The organism is Stenotrophomonas sp. STEN018 (assembly GCF_056760235.1).
Window position 1 is genome coordinate 42,065 of the sequence record NZ_JBRREK010000009.1, and the last position, 19,747, is coordinate 61,811.

Here is a 19,747-nt window from a genome sequence, read left to right on the forward strand (position 1 = left end):
ACCAATGCTCCTTGGGAGGATTGATGTGCTTTCAAGCTCTAAAGTATTGGGCCTCACCCCAACATCAAACTCGCCGCCTGCTCCGCAATCATGATGGTCGGCGCATTGGTATTGCCGCTGACCAGGGTAGGCATCACCGACGCATCGATCACCCGCAGCCCCTCGATGCCGCGCACTCGCAGCTGCGGGTCGACCACGGCCGCGTCGTCGCTGCCCATGCGGCAGGTGCCGATCGGGTGGTAGATGGTCTCGGCCTTGGCGCGGATGAAGGCTTCCAGCCCGGCGTCATCCAGATGCTCATCAGCCGGCAACAACGGCGCCTTGCGCCACGGCGCAAATGCCGGCTGCTGCAGGATGTCGCGGCTGAGTCGCGCAGCCTCGATCATCATCTTCAAGTCGAAGCCTTCGGCGTCGCTCAGGTAGTTGGCCTGGATGCGCGCTGGTGCAGCCGGGTCGGCGCTGGCCAGAGCAATGCGGCCGCGGCTGCGCGGATGCAGATAACAGGCATGCAAGGTATAGCCGTCCCCCGGCAGGCGGGTGCGGCCGTGGTTGTCCAGCATTGCCGGTACGAAATGGAACTGGATGTCGGCGCGCTCGTCCGCTGCAAGGCGCGAGCGAACGAAGCCACCGGCTTCGGCCACATTGCTGGTGCCCGCACCCTGATGGCCGCGCAGGAAGTAATTCAAGCCGATCATGATCTCGCTGGCGCGGTCGTAGCTGACGCCGGGAACGCTGCGGTACAGCGTGCAGATGTCCAGATGGTCCTGCAGGTTGGCACCAACGCTGGGTTGGTCCAGCTGCATGTTGATACCCTGCGCGCGCAGCGCATCGGCCGGGCCGATGCCGGACAGCATCAGCAGCTGCGGTGAGTTGATCGCACCGGCGCTGAGCAGTACTTCTGCGGCCGCGTGGTACTGCTGTCTCTGGCCGCCCACGCGTAGGTGCACGCCGGTAACGCGACCTGCGTCGATCTGCAGCCGTTCCACCAACGCGCCGGTGATCACCTGCAGATTGCTGCGCGAACGCACTGGCGCGAGGTAGGCGGCCGCTGATGAGCAACGAGCGCCATCCTTCTGCGTTACCTGATAGAGGCCGACGCCTTCGTGCTGAGGACCGTTGAAGTCGTTGTTGTGTGCAAGGCCAGCCTGCTGTCCGGCGGCGATGAAGGCGTGGCTGAGTGGATTGACGTAGCGCAGGTCGGCGACCTGCAGCGGGCCGTCGGCGCCGTGCAGGGCATCGGCGCCACGCGCATTGCCCTCACTGTGGCGGAACCATGGCAGCACGCTGTCCCAGTTCCAACCGCTGGCACCGGCTGCTGCCCAGCGGTCGTAGTCACCCGGTACGCCGCGCACATAGCACATGGCATTGATCGAGCTGGAGCCGCCCAGCACCTTGCCGCGTGGCCACCACAGGCGGCGGTTGCCCAGCGCGAGCTCCGGTTCGGTGTCGTAGCTCCAGTTGAGCTGGCGGTTGTTGACCAGCCGTGCGATGCCGGCCGGCATATGGATGAAGGGGTGCCAGTCGCGTGGCCCGGCCTCGATCAGCAGCACTCGTATCTGCGGGTCGGCGCTGAGCCGGTTGGCCAATACGCAGCCGGCGGAGCCGGCGCCAACGATGATGTAATCGAATTCCTTCACAGCTTCGCTCACAGCCTTCTCCCTCCCGAGTCACTCAGGATAGAACGGCGCGTTGTGCCGGGGTAAGCCCTGTCGCACTGGCGATGTTGCAGTGCATTAGATAACGTACGCGCTCTGCCGAGTCCCACCGGAGTTCCCCGATGCCGCCGTCCTCTCGCCACCCGCTGCGCCGGGGTGCCGCATGACCGTTTCTCGCGAACCCGGGACCGTATCGCGTTTGCTGCTGGCGCTGCGCGGCTCACCGCCGCTGTGGTGGTCGTTCCTGTACTTCTTCTGCCTGCTCAGCGGCTACTACGTGCTGCGCCCGGTACGTGAGGCGATGGCGGCATCGGCGGACATGGAGGCCTTGTTCCCGGCAGGCCTGATTGCCTGGTTCGCCGGCCATGGCATGCCGCTGAAGGATTTCACCCTGCAGTTCCTGTTCTCCTGCGTGTTCCTGATCATGCTGGTGCTGCAGCCGCTGTATGGCTGGCTGGTCAGTCGCTATCCGCGGCGGGTGTTCCTGCCGGTTGTGTATGGCTTCTTCATCATTACCCTGTTCGTGTTCTACGCGATGTTCAACGCGGGTGTGCCTGGCCGCGGGGCGGCGTTCTTCTTCTGGACGACCGTATTCAACCTGTTCGCGGTGGCGGTGTTCTGGAGCTTCATGGCCGATGTGTTCTCCAACGTGCAGGCGCGCGCGTTCTACGGCTATATCGGCGCGGCCGGCACGGTGGGTGCGTTCCTTGGACCAATCATCACCAGTTCGCTGGTGCAGCGCGTGGGCATCGCCAACCTGATGCTGGTCTCGGCCGGGTTCCTGTCGATCTGCCTGTTCTGCATCTGGAAGTTGCGGCCGTGGGCGGTGCAGCGCGAACGCGAGCAGCAACTGGTTGACGGCGAACAGCCAATGGGCGGCAGCGTGTTTGATGGCTTGAAGCTGATCGCGCGCGAGCCGCTGCTGCGCTGGCTGGCCTTGACGGTGCTGTTCGGGGTTGGCGTGGGCACCATGCTGTACAACGAGCAGGCGGCAATCGTACGCCGCATGATCACCGATCCGGCTGCAAGCACCGCGTTCTATTCGCGTATCGATCTGGCGGTCAATGCGCTGACCCTGATCATCCAGCTGGGCCTGACCCGCTGGTTGCTGTCGCGGTACGGCGTGGCACCGGCGCTGTTGATTCCGGGTTTCGCGATCATCATCGGTTTTTCGATAGCGGCAGCCTCACCCTTGCCGATGATGGTGGCGGTGATACAGGTGCTGACGCGCGCCAGCGAATTTTCGCTGAGCAAGCCGGCACGCGAGACAATCTATACGCGGGTGGACCGGCAATGGCGTTACAAAGCTGGCGCAGCCATCGACACGGTGGTCTACCGCGGTGGTGATCTGACGTTTGCCTGGGTGCACAAGGCGCTGTCACTGTTTGGTTCCCGGGCGGTATTCGTCGGTGGTGCCGCGGTGGCGGTACTGATGACGCTGTCGGCGCTGGGCGTCTTGCGTGAAGAGAGAAAGCTGCCGCAGGATCGCTGAGTGATTCCCTGCGGCGGGCTTGCCGCTGTGCTTTCAGGAAGATATACCGATGAACGCCTTGGCCTTGTCTGGATTGCTGGTGACGCTGCTGGTGGCAGCGCTGCACGTGTATTTCCTGGTGTTGGAAATGTTCCTTTGGACCAAACCGCTGGGTTTGAAGACTTTCCGCAATACGCCTGAGAAGGCGCAGGCAACGCAGGTGCTGGCGGCAAATCAGGGGCTGTACAACGGGTTCCTTGCCGCCGGCATCATTGCCGGACTGGTGCTTGCACAGCCGGTGCTGGTGACGTTCTCGCTGGTCTGCGTGGTGGTGGCCGGTGCCTATGGCGCGTACAGCGTCAGCCCGCGGATCTTCTACATCCAGGCCGTGCCAGCAATCGTCGCCCTGCTGCTACGCGCGCTGTAGTGCCGAGCCATGCTCGGCAGGGGCGTTACCGATAGATCCCCCGTAGTGCCGAGCCATGCTCGGCAGGGGCTCTACAGGTAAGGCCTCTGCCGAGCATGGCTCGGCACTACATTGGTTTTGCTTGTAAGGCTTCTGCCGAGCATGGCTCGGCACTACGGGGCATCGCTTGGGATCAGCGGCTGATGTAGAGCGAGAATCCCAGCCACAACGGTACTGCGTACAGCACAGCACCGAGCACGAACAAGGCGGTCAGCAGGTGTACACGCCAGTCATTGATGCGCAGGAAAATGAGTTGTTCGACGGTGCGGCCCAGCCAGAATAGGGCCATGAAAGCCAGCACCACGTGCCCCAGCCGGGTATCGAGCAGTTCGCGGGTGAAGGCCAGCGACAGCACGGCCATTCCTGCAAACACATAGATCAGGCGCAGGTTTAGGATCTGCATGATCGCGCGGTTGGCGGTGCTGAGCTTTGCCAGCTCGTGTTTCCAGCCGAACAGCTGCCAGAACGCGAGGTGGAACAGGGCAAAGCCCAGGCAGTGCAGCCCGCCGAAGCGCAGCATCCATTCCGCGGTCTGCATGCGCTAGCCTCCGCTGCGGGTGGGGCGTGGCGATACCCACATCGCGATGATGGCCTGGAACACCTCGATACCAGCGGCATCGGTGACACTGACCTGCACCGGCAAGTCGTAGCCGTGGTCGGCGCTGATGATGGGCTGCTGCGGGGTTGCCACCGCCTTCAACACACCCGGCGCCTTGGCCTGGTACTTCACTTCCATGCCCTTGGGTATCCAGCGCATGTCACCGGGCAGGCTGGCATCCACCATCACCCCTCCAACCAGTTCGGCAAGATTGCACATCGCGATCGCATGTACCGTGCCGATATGGTTGCTGATGCGGCGACGCTGGCGAATCACGCCTTCGCAGCGACCTGGCTCCAGTGCAGTGATGGTTGGCGAGATGCTGGCGAAGTAGGGCGCCTTGAAGCACACCGCGCGCGAGAACAACCAGTTTCCTGCCGGCCAGCGGGTGAAGCGGTGATACAGGGAAAGCAGTGGCGCGGTCATGGCGTGGATTCCTGAAAGAAAAACGGCGGGCACAAGGCCCGCCGTTGGTATTACGTGTGGGTTGGCTTACGCGGCCTGCTGCGGCTGCGGGCGCTGCTTGCCCGGCAGGTCGTAGTAGCCGGCCGAACGCAGCTCGTGCGGTTCGAAGTCATCCACGGTGATGGTGTCCATGGTCAGTTCGCGCAGTTCTTCCAGCAGCTTGCGCTCGTCCTGGGTGATCACGCCCTCGGCCACGGCTTCATCCAGCTGGGCAGCGAAGGTCAGGGCTTCGATGCCCTTGGTCTTCAGCGCCTTGATGAACTTGCGCTCCACCGGCTCGGCCATGATTGCCTTGGACAGGTAGCTGTTGATGCGGCCACCCGGATTGTTCTCGCACGGGGTCAGGAACACGCCCTGGGCCAGACGGTCACGCGCTTCGCCCGGTGCCATCAGCGTGGCCGCAACGCGACGGCTCAGGCGATCACCCGGGGCCTCGGCGCGACGGCCGAACGGGAAGATCAGTGCCCACATCAGCCAGCCGATCGGACGGATCGGGAAGTTGCGCAGCGCAGCCGACAACGATTCCTCGATCTTGTGCACGCTGTCGTGGAAGGCCCAGGCCAGCAGCGGCTGGTCAGCGCTCGGTGCGCCTTCGTCGTGGTAACGCTTGAGCATGGCGCTGGTCATGTAGATGTGGCTTAGCACATCGCCCAGACGACCAGACAGCGATTCCTTGAACTTGAGCTTGCCGCCCAGGGTCATCATCGAGATATCGGCCATCAGCGCCAGGTTGGCCGAGTAGCGGTCCAGCTTGCGGAAGTAGCGGCGGGTGTAGGCGTCGCCGGGGGCGGCACCGAAGCGCGCGCCGGTCAGGCCGAACCACAGCGAACGCACGGCGTTGGAGATGCCGAAACGCACATGGCCGAACAGCGCCTGGTCGAACTCACGCAGGCCGGCCTTGCGGTCCTCGTCCTGCGCGGCCTTCATTTCCTTCAGCACCCACGGGTGGCAGAGGATGGCGCCTTGGCCGAAGATCAGCAGCGAGCGGGTCATGATGTTGGCACCTTCCACCGTGATGGCGATCGGTGCGGCCTGCCAGCTGCGGCCGGCAAAATTGCGTGGGCCGAGGATGATGCCCTTGCCGCCGATCACGTCCATCACGTCGGAAATGACTTCGCGGCTCATGTTGGTGCAGTGATACTTGGCAATCGCCGACGGCACCGACGGCACGTCGCCACGGTCAACAGCAGCGGCGGTGGCCTGTGACAGTGCGCTGATCTTGTACGCCTTGCCGCCGATGCGCGCCAATGCTTCTTCCACGCCTTCGAAACGGCCGACCGACAGGCCGAACTGCTTGCGGATGCGCGCATAGGCACCGGTCACCACTGCGCCGGCTTTGACGCCGCCTGAAGCGGTGGAGGGCAGGGTGATGGAGCGGCCAACGGCCAGACACTCGTTGAGCATGTTCCAGCCCAGGCCGCGCTTCTCGGCGCCACCGATCAGCTGGCTCATCGGGATGAACACGTCCTTGCCGCGGATAGGACCGTTCTGGAAGGTGGAGTTAAGCGGGAAGTGGCGACGGCCGATTTCCACGCCATCGGTGTCACGCGGCAGCAGTGCCAGGGTGATGCCGATGTCCTTGGTATCGCCGAGCAGGCCGTCCGGGTCGTACATGCGGAAGGCCATGCCGATCAGGGTCGCGACCGGTGCCAGGGTGATGTAGCGCTTGTCGAAGGTCAGCTTCAGACCCAGCACTTCCTCGCCCTTCCACATGCCCTTGCAGACGATGCCGAAGTCGGGGATGGAAGTGGCATCGGAGCCAGCGAACGGGCCGGTCAGGCCGAAGCAGGGTACTTCCTGGCCGATGGCCAGACGCGGCAGGTAGTAATCCTTCTGCTCCTGCGTGCCGTAGTGGTTGAGCAGTTCGCCCGGGCCGAGCGAGTTGGGCACGCCGACGGTGGAGCTGACCACGCTCGACACCGAGGCCAGCTTCTGGATCACCTTGTGGTGGGCCAGTGCACTGAAGCCCAGGCCGCCGTATTCCTTCGGGATGATCATGCCGAAGAACTTGTTCTTCTTGATGAACTCCCACATGTCCGGCGGCAGGTCCGCGTAGACATGGGTGATCTCGAAGTCATTGACCATCTTGCACAGCTCTTCCACCGGGCCATCCAGGAAGGCCTGTTCTTCGGCGGTGAGCTGCGGCTTGGGATAGTTGAGCAGGATGTTCCAGTCCGGGTCACCGGTGAACAGCTCGCCTTCAAAACCGACCGAGCCGGTTTCAAGGGCGATGCGCTCGGTCTTGGACAGCGGCGGCAGCACTTTGCGGAACACACCCATGAACGGTGCGGTGATCAGCGGCTTGCGCAGGAATGGCAGCAGCACCGGCACGCAGATCAGCGCAACGATGGCGGCAGCGACGATGATCGCGGTCTGGTTGACGCCGGCAAACCAGCAGATAGCCAGGGCCACCACGCTGATGACCGTCCATACGACGAGCCGCATGCGGTGGTAGGCAACAAAGGCACCTGCAAGCAGCAGGGCCAGGAAAGGTACGACGATGCTCATGGACGTGCTCCGGTAACGTGCTCGGTTCGGGCGGACGCTGCGGAAGGCAGTGCGTCCAGATAGTTCAACACAGCGGCGGTAAACGCATTGTTGTCGTCGCCGGCCACCATGTGGGTGGCGTGGGGCAGATGGACATGCTGTGCGTGCGGCACCAGCGCCATGAATTCTTCAACGGTCTGCGGCGAGACCAGGTCACTGCGGCCACCGCTGACCAGCAGCAGCGGGCATTGCACTTGTCGTGCGGCGTCGGCGATGACGCCCTGATGCTGTTCGCTGTCGCGGGCCAGTTCGTCGACCAGGCGCGGGTCCCAATGCCAGCTCCAGCGGCCATCCTTGCTTGGGCGCAGCAACGCACGCAGCGAATCTTCGCTCTTGCGCGGGCGGTGCGGCATGTAGGCCGAAATGGTGTCGGCTGCGGCTTGCAGCGAGGCGAAACCGTCCGGGTGCGCGCTCATGAAGGCAAGGATGCGCTCCACACCGTTGGTTTCCCAGCGCGGGGTGATGTCCACCAGCACCATTGCCGAGAACAGGCCCGGCCAGCGCGCTTCGGCCATCAGCCCGAACAGGCCACCCATGGAGGCTGCGACCAATACCGGCGGACGCGGCAGCTCGCCGGCGACCACGATCAGGTCATCGGTGAACTGATCGCCGTGGTAGGGCAGATCGCTGGCATTCCAGTCCGAATCGCCATGGCCGCGCGCGTCATAGCTGAGCGTGGCGTGGCCTTCGGCGTTGAGTGTTTCCGCTGTTGCAGTCCATGCGCCGCGGGTCTGGCCGAAGCCGTGTGCGAACAGGATGCAGGGCTGCTTTCCGGCGGTTTTGGACGCGCCCAAGCCTGCGCCATGCGCGCCTTCGAGACGGAGGTCTTCAGGGGAAACAGAAATAGGAGTTGGCGTAACCATACCTGATGGTATGGAATGGTCTGAATGGCTGTCAATACCGATGGGTATGGAAATGCTGATTGAGAAGGACGAGGGCGCCAGGCTTGATCATTTATTTGCCAGATTGTCCGTATTTTTGTTGCCTACATACTGCAACCAGTCCCCGCCGTATGGTTAAATCTGCCCATGAACGATTCTTCAGTTTCCAGCACCGAGTCCCGTAGCACGCGGAACAGCCGCCTGAGCGCGGATGACTGGGCGCAAGCGGCCTTGGACTTGATCGCTGAACAGGGCGTTGGCGCAGTCGCGGTCGAGCCGCTGGCGCGTCGCCTGGGTGTGACCAAAGGCAGTTTCTATTGGCATTTCCCCTCGCGCGACGCGCTGTTGCAAGCGGCCTTGGAGCGCTGGGAAGTGGTGGAGCAGCAGCAGGTTTTCGGCAGCCTGGAAGAGGTGCCTGATCCGCGTACGCGGCTACGCGCGCTGTTCCAGCTGGTGGCCCATGAGGTCACCCCGCACGTTATTTATAGCGAGTTGCTCAAGGCCTTGGACAACCCGATGGTACGTCCAGTCATCGATCGTGTCTCGCAGCGGCGCATGGAATACCTGATCGCCTCGTTCCGCCAGGCCGGTCTGAGTTCCACGGATGCGCGCCATCGCGCACGGCTGGCCTATGCGGCCTATGTCGGCTTCCTGCAGCTGTCGCTGCAGTTGCAGCAGCCCAAGCAGGCCCGCGAGGATTTCGAGGCCTATGTCGAGCACGTGATCGAGACCTTGATTCCTAACGGCTGAGCTTGCCAGATGTGAATGAGAAACCGAGGCCGCAGCGATGCGGCCTTTTCTTTTGCGACGCCTTTTTAAACGGCGAAAAAAACCACGGCCCCGAAGGGCCGTGGTTCTTGATGCCGGGTACTACGTGGCTACGATCAGAACTTCTGGTTGTAGCGCATGTAGAAGAAGCGGCCCGGGATTTCGTACTGCGGGTCGAACGAGTTGGCGAAGGTGGTGTAAGCCTTCGGCGGATCCCGATCGAAAGCGTTGTTCACGCCGACAGTGATCTGACCGTTCCACGGCGTCTTCCAGTAGGCGCTCAGGTCGGTGTAGGTCACGCTCGGGATGGAGTTGCGCGGATCGGCCTTGCCGCCCACGCCGATCTTGTCCGGATTCGAGCAGTGCAGCGCGAAGTTGGCACCAGCGAAGTTGGAGCCGCTGCACTTCTCGGTCTGGCTGGAGTAGTAGCGCATCATGGCGGTGGCACCGAAGTCACCCATCTGCCAACCCAGCATCAGGTTCGAACGGATGCGCCAGTAGTTGTCACGGCTACGGTACTGGCCGACACGGTTGCTGCCCGGCGTCAGCGGGTCGCTGACCGAGTAGTTGGAGGTGTAGGTCGAGTCCCAGAGCACGTTGAAGCTGCCGAAACGGGTTTCCGGCAGGCGGTAGCCCACGGTCAGGTCCCAACCTTCCACTTCCATCGTGGCGACGTTGTTCGGAACGGCCAGCATATTGGAAATCTGGCCGGTCGCATCACGGGTGATCAGGTTGCACACGCCGGTGACGCCAGCCTTGTAGCAGCTGTCCAGCATTTCCTGTGCAGTCTGGGAGTAGATGGCACCTTCGATCTTGATGTTCCACCAATCCAGCGACACGTCCAGGCCCTGCACGTAGCTCGGGCTGTACACCAGGCCCAAGGTCTTGGAGGTGGAGGTCTCCGGTCCCAGATTCGGATTGCCGCCGGTGGTGGTGCGGATCTGCGAGTTAGCCTGCGGGTACGCCGGTATGCCCGCGCACGAGGCCGGGATCGCGCTGTTCGGCTTGCCTTCGATGGTGCCGGCGCAGGGGTCGGCGACGTTCTCGAAGGTGTCGCTGACGCCGGAGAACATTTCGCTGATCGACGGCGCGCGGAAGCCCTGCGACCAGTTACCGCGGACCATCAAGTCATTGATCGGCTTCCAGCGGAAACCGAATTTGCTGTTGACCGTTTTGCCGAAGTTGCTGTAATCGGAGACGCGCGTTGCGACGCTGAAATCCAGCAGCTGTGCACCAGTGACGCCTGAAAGCAGCGGGATGGCCAGTTCCAGGTAGGCCTCATTCAGGCTATAGCCACCAGCAGTTGCTGTGCGCGAATTGCCGGTGGTGTCGCCGGAGTTGATCAGGCCGTCCGGATCGTCGAAGCCCGACTCGTTGCGGTGCTCGAAGCCGGCCGAGAAGGCGAAGGCGCCGCCCGGCAGGTCGAACAATTCGCCGCCGATGTTGCCGTAATAGGTCTTCTGCTCGTAGCCGTACACGTCGTGCGCGGTGAAGCCTGCGTACTTCATCATGTCCGGGGTCAGCGAGCCGGTGCCGCTGAGCATGTTCATCGGTACGCAGCCGTCGATCACGTTGCTGGCGGTACCGCAACGGGCAGCGCCGGTGCCGTCGATGAACGACGGGCCTAGGGCATTGCGCAGGGCGGAGATGTTGAAGAAACCAGTGGTGATGTCGGTCTGGTCGTTCTTGCCGTAGAACATGCCGGCTTCCCAGTTCCAGAAGCGGCTATTTACTTCGAAGTCGCCTTCGAAGCCGCCGTTGAAACCGTAAGTCTTGACGTTCTGCTTGTAGATGCGCCCACCGGTTTCCATCGCACGGTACTGGATGTAGTCGATATCACGACCGGTGTGGTTGTAGATGTTGTCCTTGCTGATGACGATGTTGGCGCCATTGGTGCCCGGTGCAGCACGGCCCAGCACGATTGGCATGGCAGCCAGGACCTGCTCGGATTTGCGCTCGTTGTAGGTCACCGTGGTCTTGAAGCGGACGTTGTCGGTGATCGCAAGGCCAGCATCAGCGAACAGCGAGGTGCGCTCCTGCGGGGTCATCAGCATGTTGCCCGGAGCATGGTTGAAGCTGTCAGCGCTGGTGTAGTTGCGCCAGGTCGAGCCGCCGTTGCCGGTGATGAAGTAGCCTTCCGAGCCATTCGGACGAGTCGCGGCATAGATTGGCTTGCCGGTCTTCGGGTCCGTGCCTACCTGCCCGTAGTAGCCGAAGCGGCCGTCAGGCGTGGTGCTGCTGTTGCCGGTGCCCGGGATGGAGCCGTAGGACGGTACTGCGGAGATCGCACGATCACCTGCCCACACTGGCTCTTCCTTGACGTATCCAACGCCCAGCGTGGCGTTCCAGCGGTCGCCTACCGAGCCAATCGTGAAATCGTAGGATTCGCGCGAGCCATCGCCCTTGTCGTACTGGCCGAAGTAGGCATTGGCTTCAGCGCCATCGAAGTTCTGGCGCAGGATGATGTTGACCACACCGGCAATGGCGTCGGAGCCGTAGATGGTCGAGGCGCCGTCCTTCAGTACTTCGATACGCTCAACTGCAGCGGTCGGAATGGTGTTCAGGTCGACTGCGCCGCCCAGGCCGGTGCCACCCACCCAGCGCCGGCCGTTCACCAGCACCAGAGTGCGGCTCGAGCCCAGGTTGCGCATGTTGACGCGGGTTTCACCGTTGCCGCCGTTGTTGTAGCCGCTGTTGAGGCTGGAGCCGTTGGTGCTGATGTTCTGGATGATGTCGCCGATCGAGGTCTGGCCCTGGGCCTGGATCTGCTCGCGGCTCATGGTGAATACCGGCTGCGAGGTCTCCACGTCGGCGCGCTTGATGCGTGAGCCGGTGACTTCGATCTTGTCCAGAGTCTGGGTGGTGCTCTGAGCGAAAGCGGCACCTGCCGGCATCGCACTCGCAGCCAACGCGATGACAACTGCATCACGCAGTTTCGTGGTCTTGCACTTCATTGGGTTCTCTCTCTCTGCCAAGTGGACTTGGGTGCTACGTGGTGTGGCCCGGGCGGATCCGAAAGGCGTATCCAAAGCCCGAGGCTGATACCGATAGTACTTGCGACTGCAAATAAATTAAAGATTGGTTAATGATTGGGAAGAAAAGCGTCAAATTTGGCAAAGTATTGAATTTTCAAGCAAAAACGAAAAACGCCCCGAAGGGGCGTTGGTAGATAGGTGAAAAAGAAATATTGGTTACAGGTCTTGTTCGTAACGAACGTACGGGATTGCCCCGTCGTCATTGCTTTCGTTACGTGGCGAGAACGGGTTTTTGCCCCGGGTAATCACGTTCTCGGCGCCGACCGTGAGCTGGCCGCTCCACGGGGTGCGCCAGGTGATGCCCAGGCCCAGGCCTTCCCACTTGCCACTGTGGCCGGGGGCGTCGACCACGCGGCCAATCACGTTGGCGCTGAAGGCGCCGTAGCCGCCGCCCACGCTCAGACTCTTGCTGTCCCACTGGTCAGCAATTGCCGGCGCGGCATCTGTCAATGGAACCAGGCGTGCCTTGGCGTAGGTGCCGCCGATGGAAACGAAGCCTTCGCGGCGGATGTTTTTCTGGCCGAATACGGTCAAGTCGTTCTGCTCGACTCGCGCTGCGCCGGCCTTGCCGCCGTTCGACAACCAGGCCGGGAGTGTGTCGCGGCCGGTGCCGGCGGTGATGCCAACGCGTCCGCCAGGGCGGTTGAATGCGGTGGTGGCCGAGATATGACGCGCGTTGTCGTCGTCATCGCCCAAGCTGGCCAGCATGCAATGGCTGGCAAGGCCGCCAATGCTGCTGCCGCCGCTGCCGTTGCAGAGCAGGCCGAGCGAGTCGCCAGAGGACAGGCCGAAGGCCGCATCCAGTGAGCTTCGGCCAAAATTCCAGCGTGCGCCCACGTTCTGGGTGCCGGTGGGTTCCAGATAAAGCAGTGCTTCGACCTTGCCGCTGCCGCGGTTCCAGACCGGCAATACGGTGCTGTCCGCAGCGCGCGGCTTGCTCTGCGCATGCGCGCCCGTGACCACGCCAAGGGCGATCATCAGGGCAAGCGGTAGGCGCAGTAAGGCGTTCATGGACTCAGTAAGACCCCGTTGGCGCCAGGAAGTTCCCGGCGCGTGAGTTCTCGATCCTATGCGGTTTATGGTTTCTTAACAAGTCTTCGCCCTCCCCAGAACGTAGCTCGTTGGGCCGTTATTGCAGCCGCTCGGGAGCAGGCTGGTTAGCCGGTGTGGAACTGAACAATACGCCGAATTCTGCTAATGGGAAGTGATATTCCTGCCCGCAGAATTCACAGCGTACTTCGACCTGGCCGGTAGGCTCGGCGGCGGCGCGGGCTTCCTCTTCGCCCAGCGACTGCAGCATGGAACTGACCCGCTCGCGCGAGCAGGAGCAGCCAAAGCTCAACGCCTTGTCGCCAACCAGCTGCGGGTTCTCCTCGTGGAACAGGCGGTGCAGCAGTTCGCTGCCCGGCAGTGCCAGCAGTTCGTCGCGGCCGAGGGTGTCGAACAGGGCGCCAGCGCGGACCCAGCCGTCCTTGTCGCCCTCGTCACCGGGCAGTTTCTGCAGCAGCAGGCCGGCGGCATGTTCGCCGTCACTGGCCAGCAACAGGCGCGTCGGCAGCTGCTCGGAGTGACGGAAGTAGTCTTCGAAGGCTTCGTCCAGGTTGTCGCCGGTCAAGCCGACCAGGCTCTGGTAGCGCTGCGATTCGCGCGGATCCAGGCCGGGGTTTTCGATGGTGATGGCGAGCAGGGCGTCCTCGCCGAGCGCTGCCAGGCTGGCCGGGGCGTCTTCGCCGCCGTTCAGCTGGACGATGCCGCGCAGGGTGCCGGCCGAGGTGCATTCGCTGAACAGCGCGCGCAGGGCAGAGCTGCTGCGAAGCTGAATGGACAGCCGCCCGTCAACCTTGGTGTGGCCGGTGAACAGTGCCGAGGCGACGCTGGCCTCGCCTAGCAGGCGCGCTGCGGTGGAGGGGTAGTCGCCGTGGGACAGGATTTCGCGCCAGCTCTGGCCTAGCCGGACATGGACGCCACGGACGCCGGCGTCGGGCAGGAGGAAGCGGACAAGGAGGTCGGAGGTGTCGGTCATGGGGCTGGATCTACGCGAGGTGGGGCCGGTGCCGGATAATGCGCCGGACAAAAGGTTTTGCAAGGTGGATAACAATGGGGGCGGAGCAGGCCGAGCTCAAGGCGGAGCAGGGGGTAGGTGCGGGAACAGGGCGTAGGCGGCGCTGGGTTCGGTGGTTGCTGTGGGCGCCGGTAGCGTTTGTCGTGTTCAGCGTCTTGCAGGTATTGGTGCTGCGCTTTGTCGATCCGCCGTTTTCCACGGTGATGGCATTCCGTCAGGTTGAAGCGCTGGCGCAGGGGGACTGGAAGTTCCGCATCCGCTACCAATGGCGTGATCTGGACCAGATGGCGCGCAGCGTGCCGATATCGTTGGTGGCGGCCGAGGACCAGCGGTTCCCGGACCACAACGGTTTCGACCTGCAGGCTATCGAAAAGGCGCGTGAGCACAATGAGCGCGGCGGGCGCCTGCGCGGCGCCAGTACGATCAGTCAGCAGACCGCCAAGAACGTGTTTCTGTGGCAGGGCCGCAGCTGGCTGCGTAAGGGCCTGGAGGTCTGGTATACGGTGCTGATCGAGGCGCTGTGGCCGAAGCAGCGGATCATCGAGATGTACGCCAATGTGGCCGAATTTGGTGACGGTATTTATGGCGTGCAGGCCGCATCGCGCGCCTATTGGGGTAAGGATGCCTCGCGTCTGAGTCCTGCGGAGAGCGCGAGGTTGGCGGCTGTGCTGCCGTCGCCGCGGCGCTACAACGCGGCCAAGCCCGGACCTTATGTGCAACGCCGCGCTGCCTGGATCCAGCGGCAGGCGCGCCAGCTGGGCGGGGCCGACTATGTCGACGACGGCAATTGATCTCATGGCTGTTGTTAAACTTTGCCAATGAATACGCCAGAACGCCTGACTCTGCTGATCACCGCTTTCAACGAGCAGGACGCGTTGCCGCAGTTGCATCCGCGCTTGTGCGCGCAGCTGCAGGCGCTGGGCGGCGGTGTTGATGGCCGCATTCTGTATGTCGATGACGGCAGCAGCGATGCAACCTGGGCAGTGATGCAACAATTGGCGACGCAGGAGCCAGGGGTTTCAGTGCTGCGGCTGTCGCGTAATTTCGGCAAGGAAATCGCGTTGACCGCAGGGCTGGACTTCGTGGAAGAGGGTGCGGTGATTCTGCTCGATGCAGATGGTCAGGATCCGCCGGAGATGATTCCGCAATTCGTCGCACTGTGGCAGCAAGGTTTTGACGATGTGTACGGCACGCGGTTGGAGCGTGGCGGTGACGGCTGGTTGAAGCGGTTCACTGCGGCGGCGTTTTACCGGGTGATGGGACGTTTGTCGAAAACGCCGATTCCCGCGGATACCGGTGATTTCCGCCTGCTCTCGGCGCGCGCGCTGGCGGGCTTGCGACAGCTGCGTGAGCGCCATCGTTTCATGAAAGGTCTGTTTGGCTGGGTTGGCTATAACCGGGCCGCACTGCCTTATCGACGTGAGCCGCGTTTGGCCGGCAACAGCAAGTTCGGCTTCTGGAAGCTGTGGAACTTCGCGTTGGAGGGCATCACCAGCTTCTCGACTGCGCCATTGCGGGTGGCGACTTATATGGGTCTGTTCACCGCCGCTGGCGCTTTTGGGTTTGCGATATGGGTGATCGGCAAGGCCGCGCTGTATGGCGACCGGGTCGCAGGCTGGCCGACGATGATGGCGGTGATCCTGTTCCTGGGCGGGGTGCAGCTGATCGCGCTGGGCCTGATCGGCGAATACCTGGGGCGGATGTACATGGAAGCCAAGCAGCGGCCTTTGTATCTGATCGATACCTGGCAGCCGGCGAACGTGGCAGTATCTGCCCAATTCGCCAGCGCAGGAGAACGCCATGCAGACCGTTCGACAGTTGCTAGGGGCCAAGTCCCCTGAGATCCACGCGGTGCCGCCGGATGTGGCGGTGGTGCAGGCGATCCGGCTGATGGCCGAGAAAGGCATCGGCGCGGTACTGGTGATGGACGGCCGCAGGCTTGTCGGCATCCTTTCCGAGCGCGACTACGCACGCAAGATCGTGCTGATGGACCGATCTTCGGCAACCACGCCGGTGCGCGAGATCATGACCGCCGAGCTGGTGACCGTGGCGCCCACGGTGACGGTGGAACAGTGCCTGGAGCTGGTGACCAATCGCCGCATCCGCCATTTGCCGGTGGTGGAGGGTGATGAGGTGGTGGGCGTGATCTCGATTGGCGACCTGGTCAAATCGGTGATCGAGGCGCAGCGCCGCGAGCTGGGCCAGCTGCAGCAGTACATCACCGGCACGTAAGGTCGTTGGCGCTGGCGGGCGTGGCGCTCGCCACGCTCTGTATCCTGCCGCGGCTGGGTTCCCGCACTGCTGCGGGTAGCGTGCAAGGATAAGTTGGCACCCGGTTCAAGTATCCGTGCGCTGTGACAGCTTTGCGATGTGCGGCTGCCGCCGCACTCGCCGTTGCTACAAAATCTGCGCTGTGACCGAAACGAAGTGACAGACACTGCCAGCAATGACGAACAGGTGCCAGATCGCATGTGAATAGGGCAGTTGCTCGCGGTGATAGAACACCGTGCCCAGCGTGTAGAAGATGCCGCCGGCAAACAGCCAACCCAGCGTCCAGCCGTCCAATGAGTTCCACATCGGCTTGATCGCGACCACCACCAGCCAGCCCATCGCGATGTAGATGGCGGTGGAGAGTTTCTTGAAGCGGCCGGTGTAGAACAGCTTGAACACCACGCCAAACAGGGCCAGTGCCCAGATCGCGGTGAACATTCCCCAGCCCCAGGGGCCACGCAGGCCGATCAGGGTGAATGGGGTATAGGTGCCGGCGATCAGTACGTAGATCGCGCAGTGGTCGAAGATCTTCAGCCGGCCCTTGGCCACCGGGTGCTGGATGGCGTGGTACAGGGTGGAGGCGGTGTACAGCAGCAATAGCGCTACGCCAAAAACAATGGCGCTGGCCAGTTGCCAGCCATCGCCGTAGATCGCAGCGAGGGTGATGAGTACGGCGCCGCCAGCCAGTGCACTGACTGCGCCCAGACCATGGGTGAGGGCGCTGGCGACTTCTTCGCGGATCGATGCAACGGTTGCGGTCATGGGCAATGAGGGCGCGGGCTGGGGGGAGGCCCGGTGCCCGCTATCATCACCCCGAACGGCGGCGTATGCACGCCGCCATCAGACTCAGGAAACCGAAACTGTGTGCGCGGCTTCGCGCGTGGCAGAGAAACGCACGTCCGGCGCGCGTTCCTGGGCCAGCTGCAGGTTGACCCGGGTCGGGGCCAGATAGACCAGATGACCAGCCGCATCGATGCTGAGATTGCTGGCGTTCTTCTCGCGGAACTCTTCCAGCTTCTTGGCATTGCTGCAGCTTACCCAGCGCGCGGTGATTACCGAGACCGGCTCGAACACCGCTTCCACGCCGTACTCGTCCTTCAGCCGGTAAGCGGCCACGTCGAACTGCAGCACGCCAACCGCGCCGAGGATGAGGTCGTTGCTCATCAGCGGGCGGAAGAACTGGGTAGCGCCTTCCTCAGACAGCTGGGCCAGGCCCTTCTGCAGCTGCTTGAGCTTGAGCGGGTCCTTGAGGCGGGCGCGGCGGAACAGTTCCGGGGCGAAGTTGGGGATACCGGTGAAGGTGATCGCTTCGCCTTCGGTGAAGGTGTCACCGATGGAGATGGTGCCGTGGTTATGGATGCCGATCACATCGCCCGGCCATGCCTCGGCGGCGATCTCACGGTCGCTGGCCATGAAGGTCAGCGCGTTGGCCAGCTTCATTTCCTTGCCGGTACGCACGTGGAAGGTCTTCATGCCAGCGGTGAACTTGCCCGAGCACACGCGCATGAATGCCACGCGGTCACGGTGCTGCGGGTCCATGTTGGCCTGGATCTTGAACACGAAGCCGGTCAGCTTGTTTTCCTGCGGGGCGATGTCGCGGCCGGTGGTGGAGCGGGTCTGCGGCGCCGGTGCATGCTCGACGAAGAAGTCCAGCAGCGGCTGCACACCAAAGTTGTTGACGCCCGAGCCGAAGAATACCGGGGTCTGCTTGCCGGCCAGGTAGGCCTCGACGTCGAACGGGTGGCTGGCGCCCTGCACCAGCTCCAGTTCGTCGCGCAGGTCGGCCAGCATCTTCTCGCCGATTTTCTCGGCCAGGCCGGGTGCATCCAGCGACGGGAAGATGGTCGAATCCTGACGGGTGAAGTTGCGGCCCTGTTCGTACAGGTGCACTTCGCCGGTGAGCAGGTGCACCACGCCCTTCAGGCGCGTGCCCATGCCGATCGGCCAGGTGACCGGGGCGCACTGGATGCCGAGCACGGTTTCCACTTCATCCAGCAGGTCGATCGGCTCCTTGCCTTCGCGATCGAGCTTGTTGATGAAGGTCATGATCGGGGTGTCGCGCAGGCGGCAGACTTCCATCAGCTTGATGGTCCGCTCTTCCACGCCCTTGGCCACGTCGATCACCATCAGTGCCGAATCCACCGCGGTCAATACGCGGTAGGTGTCCTCGCCGAAGTCGGCATGGCCGGGGGTGTCGAGCAGGTTGATGATCTTGTCTTCGTACGGGAACTGCATCACCGACGAGGTGACCGAGATGCCGCGTTCTTTTTCCAGCGCCATCCAGTCCGAGGTGGCGTGGCGCGCGGCCTTGCGGCCCTTGACCGAGCCGGCCATCTGGATCGCGCCCCCGAACAGCAACAGCTTTTCGGTCAGCGTGGTCTTACCCGCGTCAGGGTGGGAAATGATGGCGAAGGTGCGGCGGCGCGCGGCTTCGGTGACGACTTCGGACATGGCAGGGGGCGCCCGCCCGGGCGCATCAGAAACGAATGAACCGGCGATTATACCTGCCGCCAGCCCACCCATGCTGACCAGCACCGGTAGTGCCGAGCCATGCTCGGCAGGAGCGTTCCCGGCAATACCTCAGATGTAGTGCCGAGCCATGCTCGGCAGAGGCTTTACCGGGAACGCCCCTGCCGAGCGTGGCTCGGCACTACAGGTGGAGCTGCCTGTTCAGGGAACCTGCCTGGGGAACTGCAGCTCGCCGTGCTCACTGCCCATGCGGAACGGAATCGAGCGCAGCGCCAGCCCGGTATTGGCCTGCACCACGAAATGCAGGTGCGGGCCGCTGCTGTGGCCGGTGTTGCCGGACCGAGCGATCGCTTGCCCGGCAGCTACGCTCTGCCCGGGGCGGACGTTGGCGCTACCGGCCTGCAGGTGCGCGTACAGGGCCATGCTGCCGTCGCTGTGCAGAATGCGCAGCAAGCTGCCTTGCTCGCGGCTGTCCACCACCTGCATCACCCGGCCGGCACGCGCGGCCAGCACCGGGGTGCCTTCGGGCACGGGGAAATCCACCGCGTACAGGTTCTGCGCATCGCGATGGCTGTAGTGGCCGGCGAAGGCTTGGCTGACCCGAACGGCTGCATTGTGCAGCGGCAATAGGTAAAGGTGATCCTCCGGTTGCGCTGCCGGGTCGCCAGGAAACGCGTCCAAAGACAAGCGCAGCGGATTGCCATCATCTGCCAGCCATAACAGGCTGCGCTTCTCGCCTGCGATGAGCACCGTGGCTGCCGGTACCCGGCTGTCGCCCTGCAGGCGGACCTGCACCGGGCCAGCGATCAGATTGCTGACGACGGCGTTGCGTCCGCCTGCACGCGCCTGCAGCTGCAGGCTGGCGAAGGCGTCCGAGCTGGATGCCGCAACGGCAGGCGTCGACGCAGCGGGGAGCCCCCAGGCTTCACGCCAGCGGCTGCTTGGACTGGCTTCGGCGCCGCTGGCGCATAGCAGCGCCAGTGAAAGCAGTGCAGGAGTAGTGCGGGGCACAGTGTGGTGTCCTTGGGGCAGGGCCTGATTGTGCCTGTTTGGTTGCCC

Annotated in this window: 17 protein-coding genes; 6 read left to right on the top strand and 11 right to left on the bottom strand. The window is 63.3% G+C overall.

The features are described 5' to 3' along the window. Positions 1-53 precede the first annotated feature (53 nt). Positions 54-1,637, bottom strand: coding sequence for a GMC family oxidoreductase (locus ACVOMB_RS05400; protein ID WP_481530286.1), 1,584 nt, complete (start codon positions 1,635-1,637; stop codon positions 54-56). A 181-nt stretch (positions 1,638-1,818) separates the two neighbouring features. On the opposite strand from ACVOMB_RS05400, the gene ACVOMB_RS05405 reads away from it, so the two are divergent. Both ACVOMB_RS05405 and ACVOMB_RS05410 read left to right on the top strand, forming a co-directional pair. After that, positions 1,819-3,147 carry an NTP/NDP exchange transporter gene (locus ACVOMB_RS05405; protein WP_481530239.1) on the top strand — a complete coding sequence of 443 codons (1,329 nt, stop codon included), beginning with the start codon at positions 1,819-1,821 and terminating at the stop codon, positions 3,145-3,147. A gap of 49 nt (positions 3,148-3,196) precedes the next feature. Beyond that, a complete protein-coding gene (locus tag ACVOMB_RS05410) occupies positions 3,197-3,553 on the top strand; it encodes a DUF1304 domain-containing protein (protein ID WP_481530240.1) in 357 nt (118 codons plus the stop codon). A 172-nt stretch (positions 3,554-3,725) separates the two neighbouring features. On the opposite strand, the gene ACVOMB_RS05415 is transcribed toward ACVOMB_RS05410, so the two are convergent. The 4 genes from ACVOMB_RS05415 to ACVOMB_RS05430 form a co-directional block, all read right to left on the bottom strand. Continuing rightward, entirely contained in the window at positions 3,726-4,130 is a 405-nt protein-coding gene (locus tag ACVOMB_RS05415) for a hypothetical protein (protein ID WP_481530241.1), read from the bottom strand. 3 nt (positions 4,131-4,133) lie between these two features. Further along, positions 4,134-4,616 (bottom strand): hotdog fold domain-containing protein, encoded by a 483-nt coding sequence (locus ACVOMB_RS05420; RefSeq protein WP_481530242.1) that lies wholly within the window; start codon positions 4,614-4,616, stop codon positions 4,134-4,136. 66 nt (positions 4,617-4,682) lie between these two features. Continuing rightward, entirely contained in the window at positions 4,683-7,163 is a 2,481-nt protein-coding gene (locus tag ACVOMB_RS05425; RefSeq protein WP_481530243.1) for an acyl-CoA dehydrogenase, read from the bottom strand. Continuing rightward, on the bottom strand, positions 7,160-8,065 hold the full coding sequence (locus tag ACVOMB_RS05430) for an alpha/beta fold hydrolase (RefSeq protein WP_481530244.1): 906 nt from the start codon (positions 8,063-8,065) through the stop codon (positions 7,160-7,162). The genes ACVOMB_RS05425 and ACVOMB_RS05430 overlap by 4 nt, the downstream gene beginning before the upstream one ends. A 165-nt stretch (positions 8,066-8,230) precedes the next feature. Between ACVOMB_RS05430 and ACVOMB_RS05435 the strand changes: the two genes are divergently transcribed. After that, positions 8,231-8,833, top strand: a complete 603-nt coding sequence (locus tag ACVOMB_RS05435; RefSeq protein ID WP_303747121.1) for a TetR/AcrR family transcriptional regulator — start codon at positions 8,231-8,233, stop codon at positions 8,831-8,833. Between the two features lie 134 nt (positions 8,834-8,967). Here ACVOMB_RS05435 and ACVOMB_RS05440 read toward each other — a convergent pair whose 3' ends face one another. The 3 genes from ACVOMB_RS05440 to hslO all read right to left on the bottom strand — a co-directional run bounded on the left by ACVOMB_RS05440 (position 8,968) and on the right by hslO (position 13,909). After that, the gene (locus tag ACVOMB_RS05440) at positions 8,968-11,805 is read right to left on the bottom strand and encodes a TonB-dependent receptor domain-containing protein (RefSeq protein WP_481530245.1); all 2,838 of its coding nucleotides are present in this window, start codon (positions 11,803-11,805) and stop codon (positions 8,968-8,970) included. Positions 11,806-12,042: 237 nt separating this feature from the next. Beyond that, positions 12,043-12,864: an XOO1806 family protein gene (locus ACVOMB_RS05445; RefSeq protein ID WP_481530287.1), complete on the bottom strand. Its 822-nt coding sequence runs from the start codon at positions 12,862-12,864 to the stop codon at positions 12,043-12,045. Between the two features lie 151 nt (positions 12,865-13,015). Next, a complete protein-coding gene (gene hslO / locus ACVOMB_RS05450) occupies positions 13,016-13,909 on the bottom strand; it encodes an Hsp33 family molecular chaperone HslO (RefSeq protein ID WP_481530246.1) in 894 nt (297 codons plus the stop codon). A gap of 74 nt (positions 13,910-13,983) precedes the next feature. Between hslO and mtgA the strand changes: the two genes are divergently transcribed. The 3 genes from mtgA to ACVOMB_RS05465 are packed head-to-tail and all read left to right on the top strand — an operon-like array spanning position 13,984 to position 16,180. Further along, on the top strand, positions 13,984-14,739 hold the full coding sequence (gene mtgA / locus ACVOMB_RS05455; RefSeq protein ID WP_481530247.1) for a monofunctional biosynthetic peptidoglycan transglycosylase: 756 nt from the start codon (positions 13,984-13,986) through the stop codon (positions 14,737-14,739). A 27-nt stretch (positions 14,740-14,766) separates the two neighbouring features. After that, positions 14,767-15,789: a glycosyltransferase family 2 protein gene (locus tag ACVOMB_RS05460; protein ID WP_481530248.1), complete on the top strand. Its 1,023-nt coding sequence runs from the start codon at positions 14,767-14,769 to the stop codon at positions 15,787-15,789. Beyond that, positions 15,749-16,180 (top strand): CBS domain-containing protein, encoded by a 432-nt coding sequence (locus ACVOMB_RS05465; protein ID WP_481530249.1) that lies wholly within the window; start codon positions 15,749-15,751, stop codon positions 16,178-16,180. The genes ACVOMB_RS05460 and ACVOMB_RS05465 overlap by 41 nt, the downstream gene beginning before the upstream one ends. Before the next feature lie 165 nt (positions 16,181-16,345). Here the strand turns inward: ACVOMB_RS05465 and trhA are convergent, their stop codons facing one another. The 3 genes from trhA to ACVOMB_RS05480 form a co-directional block, all read right to left on the bottom strand. Next, positions 16,346-16,981: a PAQR family membrane homeostasis protein TrhA gene (gene trhA, locus ACVOMB_RS05470; RefSeq protein WP_481511036.1), complete on the bottom strand. Its 636-nt coding sequence runs from the start codon at positions 16,979-16,981 to the stop codon at positions 16,346-16,348. An 84-nt stretch (positions 16,982-17,065) separates the two neighbouring features. After that, complete coding sequence (locus ACVOMB_RS05475; protein ID WP_481530250.1) at positions 17,066-18,670, bottom strand: peptide chain release factor 3; 1,605 nt, start codon at positions 18,668-18,670, stop codon at positions 17,066-17,068. A gap of 219 nt (positions 18,671-18,889) precedes the next feature. Continuing rightward, the gene (locus ACVOMB_RS05480; RefSeq protein WP_481530251.1) at positions 18,890-19,699 is read right to left on the bottom strand and encodes a M23 family metallopeptidase; all 810 of its coding nucleotides are present in this window, start codon (positions 19,697-19,699) and stop codon (positions 18,890-18,892) included. Positions 19,700-19,747 lie beyond the last annotated feature (48 nt).